Source organism: Chitinophaga sp. XS-30, from assembly GCF_008086345.1.
GTDB lineage: Bacteria > Bacteroidota > Bacteroidia > Chitinophagales > Chitinophagaceae > Chitinophaga.
Genome location: NZ_CP043006.1, coordinates 4,048,686 through 4,062,924, shown reverse-complemented (window position 1 = coordinate 4,062,924; position 14,239 = coordinate 4,048,686). Strand labels below are relative to the sequence as shown.

Below are 14,239 nucleotides of genomic sequence, written 5' to 3'. Positions count from 1 at the left end.
GGTAATGCCTGAGGTCTTTTTTTATGCCCTCATCCCGCCTGAAAACCGGGTATGAACCGGGGGTTATCCATAGTTTACCGGGGGATTATCCATGGATGATCCATAGCATATCCATAGCATACCCATAGATGCGAAAAGTCCCTGATCTTCTTTTAATCGTTTTAAGAATAGATCAGGGACTTTTTGTTAAAATAGTGTAAGGCCGATGCATGCCTTGCAATCGGCTAAAATAGCATCAGGTTACCGCATGCTTTTATATGCATTGATCAGCCCGTTGGTAGAGGAATCATGAGACGTTACGGCCGTGTCCCCGCTCAGCTCCGGCAGTATCTTGTTCGCCAGTTGCTTGCCAAGTTCCACACCCCATTGATCGAAAGTATAGATATTCCAGATCACGCCCTGCACAAAGATCTTATGCTCGTATAACGCAATGAGCATACCGAGCGACCGTGGCGTTACCTGTTTCAGCAAAAAGGAATTGGTAGGCCGGTTGCCGGTAAATACCTTGTAAGGCACCAGTTCTTCCGGAACACCTTCAGCCCTCACTTCATCCGCTGTTTTTCCGTTCATCAGCGCCTCCGTTTGTGCGAAGAAGTTAGACAGCAGTTTGGGATGGTGATCGCTGAGCGGATTATGGCTGATGGCCGGCGCAATGAAGTCGCACGGAATCATTTTGGTACCCTGGTGAATGAGCTGATAAAAGGCATGCTGACCGTTTGTGCCCGGCTCTCCCCATACGATGGGGCCGGTCTGGTAAGATACCGCCGCGCCTGTACGGTCCACATACTTGCCGTTGCTCTCCATATTGCCCTGCTGGAAATAGGCTGCAAAGCGGTGCATATACTGATCGTAAGGCAATATCGCTTCGGAATCTGCGCCGAAGAAATTGCCGTACCATAACCCGATCAACGCCATGATCACCGGAATATTCCGTTCAAAAGGCGTATCCTTGAAATGGTTGTCCGCTGCATGCGCACCGGCCAGCAGCGTTTTGAAATTATCGAAACCCGTAGTGAGGGCAATGGACAGGCCGATGGCGGACCAGAGGGAATAACGGCCGCCTACCCAGTCCCAGAAGGCAAACATGTTCTTCGGATCGATGCCGAATGCCTTCACCGCTTTTTCATTGGTGGACAATGCCGCGAAGTGCAGCGCGATATCTTCTTCGGAACCGCCCTGGGAGAGGAACCAGTTGCGCGCGGAATGCGCATTGGTCATGGTTTCCTGTGTGGTGAAAGTTTTGGAGGCGATCAGGAAGAGGGTTTCATCCGCCTTTACTTTCTTCAGCGTTTCAGCAATATGCGTTCCATCCACATTGGATACGAAGTAGGTTTGCATGCCCTCTACCCAGTATGGCCGCAATGCTTCCGTGACCATCACCGGGCCAAGATCGGAACCGCCGATGCCGATATTCACGATATAACGGATACGCTTACCCGAAAAACCTTTCCAGGCCCCGGAGTGGATGCGTTTGCAGCAGTCTTCCATCTGACGGAGCACCTCGTTCACTTCGGGCATCACATCTTTTCCGTCCAGCATGACCGGCTGGCCGGAAAGATTGCGCAGTGCGGTGTGCAGCACGGCCCGGTCTTCCGTCACGTTGATCTTTTCCGCGCCGAACATGGCCTTTACCGCCTCATCCAGCTTGCATTCCCGGGCCAGTTCCTGCAGGAAGCTGAGCGTCCGGGGCGTGATGATATTCTTGGAGTAATCGAACAGGATATCTTCGAATTGCAGCGAGCATGACCGGAAACGGTCAGGGTCTTCCGCGAAAAGGGTACGCATCTGTGTGTTTTGCATGTCTGCTGCATGTGCCTGCAGTTGCTGCCAGGCATTTGTAGCAGTCGGTTGTACGGATGGGAACATATAGTCTGATTAAAATTCTTTCAAAAGTACGCAGGGGAATCGAGAGATGAAATGCCCGGAACAACTTTTTTGCGTGGATGGGCGGATGGCTTACAGGATCGTTTTCCTGCGCAGCAGCTGCAGCAGCACCGCAAGCGCAAGCACGGCAATGATAATGGTGCCGGTAGATACCACTATAGCGGAATCGGCTCCGGCGGCGGCCTCTCTTTTCAGCACGATCCCGTAAAAAGCCCAGATGCACACCAGGCCGTAATAAATATTGTTGAACCGCAGGATCATCCATAACGCCAGCAATGTGCCCACGCACATCATGGTCACCGTCCACGTCAGTTCGGAGATGCCGAAACCCTGCCACTGCACGGACACCAGGAAGGCGGTGATATTGGCAATGGTGGCAATGCTGATCCAGCCCAGGTAAATACCGAACGGGAAGTGTATGAACAGCTTTTCCCGGGTGGAAGCGCCGGAATGTGCGATCCGGAAATTGCGGTGTATCATGATCAGGCTGAACAATATCACCAGCATGAAGAGGAGGGACAAGGGCAACATTTCATAATGCCAGGCAAAAAGCCAGGAAGCGTTACCCAGGCAATTCAGCAGGAACCAGCCCCGCATACGGCTGATGAAAGCTTCCAGCTCCAGGTGATGCCCTTTGCTGAAGGCCAGCCATAACTGGTACGCCGCAAACCCCAGAAGCGCCAGGTAGATCAGTCCCCATACAGAAAAGGTAATACCGGCAGGAACAAAGAGATTGGGGTACTTTTCGGACAGTTCGCCCGTGGATTTGTAGTTCAGCCGCCCCGCACCGGCCAGCGCATTCACCGCGATCACTATCAGCAAAGCCAGTACGTTAAAGATGACCCGCTGCCGGTGGCGGGATATGTTGATCAGCATTTCCATAGCGATAGTAATTTACGGTTTTCTCCCCGCAAAAACTCATCCAAAATCAACCCTGACAGCCTGCTATAAATTCCAAATTGATAATTCGTAATGGTTTATTTAACTTCGCGCCTTATGACAATAGAACAATTGAAGGCTATGAGGGACCGTCTGTACGTCCTGGGAGGTTTTCTTTAACGTACAGGACCGCATAGACAAAATAGAGAACGATAAGCAGATGACGCTGGCGCCCGGTTTCTGGGATGATAACGACAGGGCCACTGCCATCCTGAAAGAGATCAAGGTAAACAAATTCTGGGTTGACCTCTACGAGCAGGTAAGTACCGCTATTGAAGATAGTGCAGTGCTGCTTGACTTTCAAAAGGAGGGAGAAGCGACCGAAGAGGATGTGAATGCCGCTTATGCCGCTGCGCTGAATGCACTGGACGAGCTGGAATTCAAAAGCACCCTCAACCAGCCGGAAGATGAGATGCCCGCTGTTTTGACCATCAACTCCGGTGCAGGTGGTACCGAAAGCCAGGACTGGGCAGAAATGCTCCTGCGCATGTACCGCATGTACGGGGAAAAACAGGGCTGGAAAGTGAGCGAGATAGATGTGCAATACGGCGATGGCGCCGGCATCAAATCCGCTACACTGGAATTTGACGGGGAATTTGCCTACGGATTGCTGAAAGCAGAAAGCGGGGTACACCGCCTTGTGCGCATTTCGCCGTTCGACTCCAATGCCCGCCGGCATACATCATTCGCCTCCGTATTCGTATATCCGCTGGTGGACGATACCATTGAGGTGGCGGTAAACCCGGCGGACCTGGAATGGGAATTCTACCGCTCCGGCGGCAAGGGCGGGCAGAACGTGAACAAAGTGGAAACGGCCGTTCGCCTCAAGCACATCCCTTCCGGCATCATCATCGAATGCCAGCAGGCGAGAACACAGGGAGAGAACCGTACCAAGGCCCTCACCATGCTGAAATCCCGGCTGTACGAAGAGGAGATCCGCAGGCGGGAAGCGCTGAAGAACGCCACCAATGCGAACAAACGCAAGATCGAGTGGGGCTCCCAGATCCGCTCCTATGTTTTCCATCCTTACAAAATGATCAAAGACCACCGTACCGAATTTGAAGTAGGCAACGTACAACCGGTCATGGACGGGGAACTGGACGGATTCATCAAAGCGTACCTGATGATGCAGAAAGAAGATGAGAAAATTCAATAACAACAACAAGATCTAGGCCATGCACAACGCTTATTTTGACTTTGCAGCACCTGCAAACGAACCTGTCATGAGCTTTGCTCCGGGCTCCCTGGAAAGGGCCGCCCTGAAAAAGCAGCTGGCAGCATTCAAATCCACGGAACAGGACATCCCCATGTACATCGGCGGCAAGGAAGTACGTACCGGCAAAACGGTAGACATCCGCCCTCCGCACGAGATCAAACATAAACTTGGCCACTTCCATGCCGGAAATGCCAGTCACGTTACAGACGCCATCAACGCCGCACTCGCCGCGCGTCAGCAATGGGCGGACACTCCCTGGGAGCACCGCGCCGCCATTTTCCTGAAAGCAGCCGATCTGCTGGCCACCAAATACCGCGCGCATACCAATGCCGCTACCATGCTCGGGCAGAGCAAAAATGCCTACCAGGCGGAGATTGACAGCGCATGCGAACTGATCGACTTCCTCCGTTTCAATGTGCATTATCTCACCGAAATTTACCGGCAGCAGCCCATCAGCTCCCCCGGCGTGCACAACCGCCTGGAATATCGCCCGCTCGAAGGCTTCGTGCTGGCCGTAACACCATTCAACTTCTCCGCCATCGGCGGTAACCTGCCCACCTCAGCCGCCATGTGCGGCAACGTAGTGGTATGGAAACCGGCCAATACACAAGTGTACCACGCCAGCTTCTTCATGAAAGTGCTCATCGAAGCCGGCCTGCCGGACGGGGTGATCAACCTCGTGTATGCAGACGGCCCCACCATCGGGGAGGTATGTTTCGCGCATCCGGACTTCGCCGGTATTCACTTCACCGGCTCCACCGGCGTGTTCCAGACCATGTGGAAGACCATCGGCAACAACATCGCCAAATACAAGACCTACCCGCGCATCGTTGGGGAAACCGGCGGAAAGGATTTTGTGATCGCGCATAAGTCGGCCAATGTAGACGCCGTGGTAACCGCGCTGGCACGCGGCGCCTTTGAATTCCAGGGGCAGAAATGCTCCGCCGCTTCACGCGCTTACCTGCCTTCCAATATCGCGGAGGAGATCAAATCAAAACTCGCTGCCGAGCTGAAAACGATGAAGATGGGCACCACGGAAGATTTTTCCAACTTCATCAACGCCGTGATCGACGAACGCTCTTTCGACAAGATCACCAGCTATATCGACAATGCGAAGAAAGACCCCGCAGCGAAGATCATTGCCGGCGGCAATTACAGCAAAACCGAAGGCTACTTCATTGAACCGACTGTTATTGAGGCCACTGACCCGAAGTACATCACCATGTGCGAGGAGATCTTCGGCCCCGTGCTCACCGTCTATGTGTACGATGCGGAAAAATTCGAAGAAACGCTTGAGCTGGTAGACAATACCAGCAGCTACGCCCTCACCGGCGCAGTATTGGGGCAGGACCGCTATGCGCTGGAGTTCGCTACCGCAAAGCTCCGCAATGCCGCAGGCAATTTTTATATCAATGACAAGCCCACCGGCGCCGTGGTAGGGCAGCAGCCCTTCGGCGGAGCGCGTGCATCCGGCACAAACGACAAGGCCGGTTCCCAGCTGAACCTTTACCGCTGGCTCAGCGCCAGAACCGTGAAAGAAACACTGGTGCCGCCAACAGATTACAGGTATCCCTTCCTGCAGGAAGCGTGAATACATAAACCGCTCCGGTAACGTTGAATGAAAAAGCACTTTTCCAGCAAATAGCAGACGGCAGCGAAGAGGCCTTCCGGGAGTTGTTTACGCTGTACATGCCCCAGGTATATCCGATGATCTTCCGCATGGTGGAAGATGCGGATATGTCAGAAGATATTCTGCAGGATACCTTTCTGAGTGTCTGGACGCATCGCGGCAAGCTGCCAGGCATTGTAAATCCCCGTGCCTGGCTGCTTCGCATTGCCTACTACAAATCCCTGACGGCCTTACGGAACCGGAAAACGCACCGGAAAGCCGCCGAAGCCATCTCTGCGGAACTGCGCAGTCCGTTTGCCGCCAGCACATCCGAAGAATCCATCACCTGCAAGAGCATCATCCGGCTCGTTCGCCAGGCCGTGGAACAATTGCCCCCGCAACAGCAGAAAGTGTACCTGCTGAGCCGGGAAAAAGGATACAACATCCGGGAAATAGCGGGATTGATGAAGCTTTCCGAACAATCCGTGAAGAATACGATGGTGCGCGCCCTGAAATTTATCCGGGCCGCGCTCGAAAAAGCAGGTTATTCACCATTATTTATAGCCACAGTATTATTTTTGAACTACCGATAGGTACTATACTAACGTTTGTCAGTCTTTAGTATGAACGTAATGAATGAATAGAGAACGGATTATAGCGATCGTAGCGCAGGCACGCGCCGGGCAGGCTACCGATGAGGAGCTGCAGGAGCTGGCTGATGCATTGGACCGGGACGCCGACGGTTCGGTGACTTCCGCTATGGAAGAATCGCTGCAACAAGGCCGGCAGCAGATCGCTTTGCCCGGCCGGGAAAAAGCCGACCGCATGCTGGCGGATATCCTGGAAACCGGCCAGGTGCTGGAAGACCCGGGTGAGGAAGCCGAAACGCCGGCAGTCATAGCACCGCTGAAACCCGGGTGGAAACGCTACGGAAGAGCAGTAGCCGCCGCAGCCGCAATATTGCTGCTGGCAGGGGCCACTTATTTCCTGTTGCGGCAGTCTCCCCGGCCGGAAGAAGCGCCGGTTGCCGGCACAAACCCGCTTGCGCCGGCTGCAGAAGGGCTTCCGGCAGGTAAAAAGGCCGTACTGACCCTGGCTAACGGCGCCACTGTAATGCTGGATGAACAGCATAACGATACCATTACCCGGCAGGGGAATACCAGCATCGTGAAAAAGGAAGATGGCCGGCTCGCATACCAGCCGGGCAATGCAGCCGCAACCGGCCTTGCGTTGCGCAATAAAGTGTCCACCCCCCGCGGAGGCCAATACCAGGTTGATCTGGCAGACGGCAGCAGGGTATGGCTGAATGCCGCTTCGTCCCTGCTTTTCCCGGTGGATTTCAGCGGCCATGAAAGAGTAGTTGAACTGGACGGCGAAGCCTATTTTGAAGTAGCGCCGGACAACAGCCGGCCCTTTATGGTGAAAGCCGGACAAACAACCGTACAGGTACTCGGAACGCACTTTTCCGTATCCGCTTACAGCGACGAAACATTACAGAAAACCACGCTGCTGGAGGGCAAAATAAAGGTGCTGGCAGGGAATACCGGCTATCAGCTCCAACCCGGCCAGCAAGTGGTATTCGATAAAATCCGCGCCGGCTCAAAGCTGGTGCCGCAGGCCAATACGGAAGAAGCCGTTGCCTGGAAGAACGGCTACTTTCAGTTCAGCGGCGCCGATGCCACCGTGCTGCTGCGCGAGATATCCCGCTGGTACAATATTGAAGTGGTGTTCAATGGCATCCCCGCAGGATATGAGCTGAGCGGGAAAATAGACCGGAGCATCCGGCTATCCAGCATCGTTACCGCACTGCGCGAGGGCGGCGTTCACTGCACGCTCGAAGACAACCGGCTGATCGTTAACAAATAATTAATTATCCTCGTAAATTCCTTAAAAAATGAGGATATTGCTGCTGACATGTAGGAGTATTGGAAAATTACCTGCACATGAGGCGGAACTTTACACTTTTACTTTTTTGTTTACTTTGCTTCTCCACTGATGTTCATTCGCAGCGTGTAACATTAACCTACGAAAACGCTCCCCTGTGTGATATATTCGCTGCCATCCAGCAGCAAAGCGGTTATTCCCTGTTGTATAATAACAAGCTCCTGAAAAGAGAAAGGCCGGTTACGATCGATGTGAGGAACGTTGGCCTGGAAGACGCACTGGCAGCCTGCCTGCACCATACTACACTCACCTGGGTGATCACGGACGGGATCATCGTTATCCGCAGAAAAAGCAGCAGCGAATTGCTTTCGGCGCTTTCCAGGCTGAGCGGAAAAGTAGTGGACGATACGGGCACGCCATTGCCCGGCGCCAGCATAAAGCTCAGGGAGCTCAACACCGGCACCCTTGCGGATGAAAACGGCAATTTCCTGCTGGAGAATGTGCTCCGCGGCCCCGTCTCCATCGAGGTCTCGTTTATCGGCTTCCGCACCCTCTACAAGAAACTTCTGATCAGCGACAGCCTTTTGACTGTCTGGCTGCCGCTGGAACGGGACGAAAGCAACCTGGCCGAGTTCACCGTCACCGCACTGGGCATCGCCCGCAAATCCCGAAGCCTCACCTATGCCACCGAAGTAGTGGCGGGCAGCGACCTTACCACCGTCAAGAATACCAATGTGCTGAACAGTCTCAATGGCAAAGTGGCCGGCCTGCAGGTGAACCGGACCTCCGGCGGCGCGGGCGGCTCCGTAAGGATGGTGCTGCGCGGCGACAAATCCACCCGCAACAGCCAGCCGCTCTATGTCATCGACGGCCTTCCGGTGTATAACCAGGTAGGCGGGCCAAGTGCGGGACTGTATAATGAAATACCCGATGCCGGTGACATCATCAGCACCCTCAACCCGGATGACATTGAAAGCATCACCCTGCTCAAAGGCGCTTCTGCCTCCGCATTGTATGGCAGCCAGGGCAGCAATGGCGTAGTGCTGATCACCACGAAAAAAGGAAAGAACGGCACCAGCCGGATCGATTTTTCCAGCAGTATGACGATAGAAAAGGCCAGCATACTGCCTGAATTGCAGTACGATTATCTGCAGACAACCCCTCAGACAGCCACGTCGCCCGGCAGTGACGACAGCTGGGGCGCAAAAGGCGCTGCCCAATCCGCAAAAGATTATATGAAGGACTTCTTTCAGACCGGGCTGACCTTCATCAACAGCCTGGGGCTGCAAACCGGCAACGAACGATCATCCAACTACCTTTCCTGGTCCAATACCGATAATAAAGGTATACTGCCCACCAGCCGTTATAAACAGCATACGCTCAGCTTCCGGCAGAGCAGCAAGCTGCTGAACGAACGCCTGATCTTTGAAGGAACTTTCATGGGCGCGGTACAGCATGCCCATAACCGCGTTACGCCAGGCATATATTTCAATCCTTTGCCCGGTTTATATATGTTCCCGCGCGGGCTGAATTTCGATGACTACAAACAGTTCGAGTATTTTTCGCCCTCCCGTTACCTGTATGCGCAGAACTGGTGGAACATCAACCACGATAAAGACCTGGCGAACGGTGGCGGCTGGGGAGGGCAGGACTATCAACAGAACCCTTACTGGACATTGCAACGCAATGCATCGGATAACCGCAACCAGAACGTATATGCGGCAGTGTCCCTGAAATATCTGCTGAACAGCTGGCTTTCCCTGCAGGCACGCGGCAACATCAGCCATTTCCAGAATGACTATGAACGCCGGATCTATGCCACCACACAGGCCACGCTCGCCCGCGCCAACGGCAATTACTTCTCCGGCCGCACGAATAACCGCGCCCTGTACGGCGACCTGCTGCTGACCGGCGAACAAAGGCTGGGCAGCGACTGGAATATGGAGTTCACCGCCGGTACCTCCATACAGGACCAGCAGGGAAAGGTGATCACGATCGAAGGGTCGCCCTCCGTGCCAAATGTTTTCCTGGAATCAGCGCTGGAACGCACCACGATAGATATCCGGAATACCGCCACCAACCGCCAGCTGCAGTCCGTATTCGGCAGCCTGCAGCTCAGTTACCGGAACAAGCTGTTCATCGATCTGTCTGACCGGCACGACTGGTCTTCCACACTGGCCTTCACCACTACGGAAGCCCGCGGGTACAATTATTATTCGGCCGGCCTGAGCGCCATGCTGCGCGAATGGGTGCGCCTCCCGTCTTTCATCAATATGGCGAAAGTGCGCGTTTCTTACGCCATTGTCGGAAATGATATCGCGCCTTTCAGCACGTATCCGCTGTACACATTCATGGGCGGCGGCGTTTCCAATCCTCCCGTGAGCAGGCCGGTAGCGGGAGTGCCGGGTATCGAGCTGCGCCCGGAGCTGAACAAATCGCTGGAAATAGGCACGCACTGGAAACTGTTCGATAACAGGCTTTCGATGGATGTTACCTGGTACAAATCCAATATCATTCACCAGTATTTCAGCGGCGTAAGCCTGCTGGCCGGTCCGGGTACGCTGGCGGATATCAATGCAGGCAATATCCAGAACAAGGGGCTGGAGGTTACGGTAAGCGGAAAACTGATAGATCGCCCGTTGCTGAACTGGACCAGTACGCTGAATTTCTATCATAACAGCAACCGCGTGATCGAGCTGTTCGATTACGGTGTGGTGGACTTTGCATCCAACCAGCAATACCGTTTAACCGGCGGATCAGGGGCCGAAGATGGCATCCTGAAGAAAGGCGGCGCCTATGGGGATATCTACGGCAGAGGGTTCCGCCGGGACGATCAGGGAAGGATCGTCATCAATTCCGCTACCGGCATACCTTACTATGAAGACGGGCAATACCTCGGGAATCCCAATCCGCGTGTTTCCGTAGGCCTGAAGCAGGACGTCGGTTTCCGTAATTTCAGTTTCAGCTGCCTGATAGACGGAAAATTCGGCGGCAAGGTACTGAGCTTCACCAATGCCTTCCTCGATCAAATGGGCGTCAGCGCAGAAAGCGGGCGGTTGCGTGATGAAGGCGGTTATATGATCATCGGAAATGCAGTGGACGAGAACGGCCACCCCTGGCAGGGACAATCACCCGCCCGTGAATATTTCAAGCAAACCAGCGGCAAAACGCCCGTAATGGAACAATACATGTACAGCGCCACCGCCATCAGGCTGCGGGAGATATCCCTTTCGTACAAGGTCCCTTCCCGGCTGGCCGCATTGCAACACCTCCATGTTGGCCTCACCGGTAATAATCTTTTCTTCTTTTTATTGAACGCTCCTTTCGACCCCGAGCAGGTAGCCGGTGTTAACCCCGTAGGCGTAGGGGTAGATGTGTTCGGCCTGCCCATGAGCAGCAGCCTGGGCCTTACCCTGAAGTACACTTACTGACCCGCTTGCCGGCATCCCCGGGCCGGCAATGCATTTTTTCCGCCACAATAGGTACCACTATTTCAAGAGTGCGTCTTTGTTAGATAGAAGGTCCACGTATTTATGATAACTCAACTAAAATCTGACGTATGATGCGTTTATTGTTCTCTGTTATTTTACTCTTCCTGTTCCACCCCATGATGGCCCAGACACGCCAGGTCAGGGGAGTGGTGAAAGACAGCACCGGCGCTCCGCTGATCGGGGCCACCATACGCCTGCAGGGCACGGCTACCGGCAGCATCGCTGATCAGGAAGGCCGGTTCATGCTAAGCGTTCCGCCGGGGGCTGCCACCCTGGAGATAACTTCGGCGGGATTTGCCACCAGGCGCGTAAGCATCGGCGCCTCCGATACGGAAGTCTCCGTGATCATGGAGCCGGATGTGCAGCAACTGGAAGGCGTTGTGGTAACGGCCCTGGGCATCACGCGCAAGGCGCGAAGCCTGACCTATTCCATGCAGTCCGTTTCCGGCGCTGACCTCTCCACCGTAAAGAATACGAACGTCATGAACAGCCTGAACGGTAAAGTGGCCGGCGTACAGGTAAACCGTACCTCCGGCGGCGCGGGCGGCTCTGTGAGAATAGTGCTGCGCGGCGACAAGTCCACCCGCAACAGCCAGCCGCTCTATGTGATCGACGGTCTCCCTGTCATCAACCAGATCGGCGGTCCGGATGCCGGCCTGTATAATAATGCACCGGACGCGGGAGATATCATGAGCACCCTCAACCCTGATGATATCGAAAGCATCAACCTCCTGAAAGGCGCTTCTGCCTCCGCATTGTATGGCAGCCAGGGCAGCAACGGCGTAGTGCTCATCACCACGAAAAAAGGGAAAAACGGCATCAGCAAGATCGATTTTTCCAGCAGCATGACGGTTGACCGGGTGAACATACTACCGGAACTGCAATACAAATATTCACAGACGACTCCCGGTACCGCCACATCTCCCGGCAGTGACGACAGCTGGGGCGCAAGCGGCGCAACCCAGCCGGATAAGGATTACGTGAAGGATTTCTTTCAAACAGGCCTGACCTTTATCAACAGCCTCAGCCTGCAGACCGGCAATGAAAGATCATCCAACTATCTCTCTTATTCCAAAACCGATAACAAAGGCGTACTGCCCACCAGCACTTACAAACAGCATACGCTCAATTTCCGGCAGAGCAGCAAGCTGCTGAACGACCGCCTGATATTTGACGGTACATTTATGGGATCGATGCAGAAAGCGCACAACCGGCTTACACCGGGCGTTTACTTCAATCCGCTTACCGGCTTGTACCTGTTCCCGAGGGGGCTGAACTTCTCCGATTATGAACAATACGAATATTTTTCCTCCGCCCGTTACCTGAATGCGCAGAACTGGTGGAACATCAATTACGATAAAGACCTGGCAAACGGTGGCGGTTGGGGCGGCCAGGATTACCAGCAGAATCCATACTGGACGCTGTACCGTAATCCTGCCGACAACCGCAATCAGAATGTGTACGGCGCCGTGTCCCTGAAGTACCTGCTGAATGACTGGCTGGTATTGCAGACCCGCGGCAACATCAGCCATTTCACCAATGAATACGAGCGCAGGATGTACGCCACCACGCAGTCCACTCTCGCCCGCGCCAATGGCAACCTTTTCTCCAGCCGCAGCACCAGCCGCTCTTTGTATGGCGACCTGTTGCTGACCGGCGAACGTCAACTGGGCAATGACTGGGGCATCGGTTTCACCGCCGGTACGTCCATACAGGACCAGCGGGCAAAGATCATCACGGTAGCCGGTTCTCCAACTGTTCCCAATGTTTTCCTGGAATCAGCGCTGGATAAATCGAACATAGACATCCGCAATACCACGGAAGGAAGTCCCACCGCCAACCGCCAGTTGCAGTCCGTATTCGGCAGCCTGCAGCTCAACTACAAAGAGATGCTGTACCTCGACCTGGCGGACCGGAATGACTGGTCATCCACACTCTCGTTCACCCCCACGGAGAAACGCGGTTACAATTACTATTCCGTTGGCCTGAGCGCTGTACTGAATGATCTTTTCCGCCTGCCGGCCGTGGTGAACCTGGCGAAGTTGCGGGCATCCTATGCCGTGGTAGGGAACGACGTAGCCGCCAACAGCACTTATCCTTTATACACATTTTCCACCGGTGGGGTATCCAATCCGCCCACCAGCCAGCCGGCCCCGGATTCGCTGGGCCTTGGCCTGAAACCGGAACGCAACAAATCGCTGGAGATCGGTACGCAGTGGAGCCTCCTTAACAATCGCCTGTCTGTCGATATTACCTGGTATAAATCCAACATCATTCACCAGTACTTCAGCGGAATAGACCTGCTCATCGGCACCGGCACCAAAGGGGATATCAATGCCGGCAATATCCAGAATACCGGTATTGAAGCATCCGCATCGTACCAGGTATTCAATAACAGCAAATTCAACTGGACTACCACCGTGAATTTCTCCCGGAACAGGAACAGGATCGTGGAGCTTTTTGATCCCAACATAGTGCAGGGCGCAAATCCCGCATCCATTTACAAGCTGCCCAGCAGCGGCGGATATACCGCGCTGAGACTGGATGGTTCTTTCGGTGATTTCTATGGCCGCACATTTCAGCAGGACCCGCAGGGAAGGGTAGTGGTCAACAGCACAACACACCTGCCCATACTGATAGACAGCCTGTTCGGCAACCCCAATCCCAAATTCATCCTCGGCTGGAATAATACCTTCTCCATTGGTAATGTGTATATTGGTATGCTGATAGATGGTAAATTTGGCGGAAAGGTGTTCAGCATCACGGAAGGGTATATGGACCAGCTTGGCGTGAGCAAAAGAACAGGAGATGCCCGTGATAATGGCGGCACCGTGAACATTTCAAATGCGGTGGACGAAAATGGCCATGCCTGGAGCGGTACGGTGGATGCGCAAACCTATTACAAGCATATCGGCGGCAAAACGCCTTCCGGCAGCGCGTATATCTTTGATGCCACCGCTATCCGGCTCAGGGAACTGTCCATAGCCTGGAAGCTGCCGCTGAAAGGGAATGCGGTGAAAGACCTCCGGCTGGGCCTGATCGGCAACAACCTGTTCTTCTTTAAACGGGATGCGCCGTTCGACCCCGAGCAGGTAGCCGGGGTAAGCGCCGGTGGCGTAGGGATCGATGCCTTTGGCCTGCCTTCTACCAGGAGCATAGGGGTTAACCTGAAATGTTCCTTCTGAGACACCACTTCTTTCACGACCAATTGAATGT

General features: G+C 54.2%; 8 protein-coding genes. 6 read left to right on the top strand and 2 right to left on the bottom strand.

Translation table 11 applies throughout. From position 1 onward, the window contains the following. Positions 1–240 precede the first annotated feature (240 nt). On the bottom strand, positions 241–1,866 hold the full coding sequence (gene pgi, locus FW415_RS16525) for a glucose-6-phosphate isomerase (protein ID WP_148387239.1): 1,626 nt from the start codon (positions 1,864–1,866) through the stop codon (positions 241–243). A gap of 90 nt (positions 1,867–1,956) precedes the next feature. After that, positions 1,957–2,766: a tryptophan-rich sensory protein gene (locus FW415_RS16520; RefSeq protein ID WP_148387237.1), complete on the bottom strand. Its 810-nt coding sequence runs from the start codon at positions 2,764–2,766 to the stop codon at positions 1,957–1,959. 114 nt (positions 2,767–2,880) lie between these two features. Here FW415_RS16520 and prfB point away from each other — a divergent pair. The 6 genes from prfB to FW415_RS16490 all read left to right on the top strand — a co-directional run bounded on the left by prfB (position 2,881) and on the right by FW415_RS16490 (position 14,208). Then, positions 2,881–3,979, top strand: a protein-coding gene (gene prfB / locus FW415_RS16515; protein WP_148387235.1) for a peptide chain release factor 2 whose coding sequence is annotated in 2 segments (ribosomal slippage) — positions 2,881–2,940 and positions 2,942–3,979 — 1,098 coding nt in all. Because the reading frame shifts where the segments join, the coding sequence is not laid out codon by codon here. A 19-nt stretch (positions 3,980–3,998) separates the two neighbouring features. Next, positions 3,999–5,630, top strand: a complete 1,632-nt coding sequence (gene pruA, locus FW415_RS16510) for an L-glutamate gamma-semialdehyde dehydrogenase (RefSeq protein WP_148387233.1) — start codon at positions 3,999–4,001, stop codon at positions 5,628–5,630. A gap of 23 nt (positions 5,631–5,653) precedes the next feature. Continuing rightward, the gene (locus tag FW415_RS16505; protein ID WP_148387231.1) at positions 5,654–6,241 is read left to right on the top strand and encodes an RNA polymerase sigma factor; all 588 of its coding nucleotides are present in this window, start codon (positions 5,654–5,656) and stop codon (positions 6,239–6,241) included. A 43-nt stretch (positions 6,242–6,284) separates the two neighbouring features. Next, positions 6,285–7,514, top strand: a complete 1,230-nt coding sequence (locus FW415_RS16500; RefSeq protein ID WP_148387228.1) for a FecR family protein — start codon at positions 6,285–6,287, stop codon at positions 7,512–7,514. Positions 7,515–7,591: 77 nt separating this feature from the next. Continuing rightward, a complete protein-coding gene (locus FW415_RS16495; RefSeq protein ID WP_148387226.1) occupies positions 7,592–10,963 on the top strand; it encodes a SusC/RagA family TonB-linked outer membrane protein in 3,372 nt (1,123 codons plus the stop codon). Between the two features lie 128 nt (positions 10,964–11,091). Continuing rightward, positions 11,092–14,208, top strand: a complete 3,117-nt coding sequence (locus tag FW415_RS16490) for a SusC/RagA family TonB-linked outer membrane protein (RefSeq protein ID WP_148387224.1) — start codon at positions 11,092–11,094, stop codon at positions 14,206–14,208. Positions 14,209–14,239: the final 31 nt, after the last annotated feature.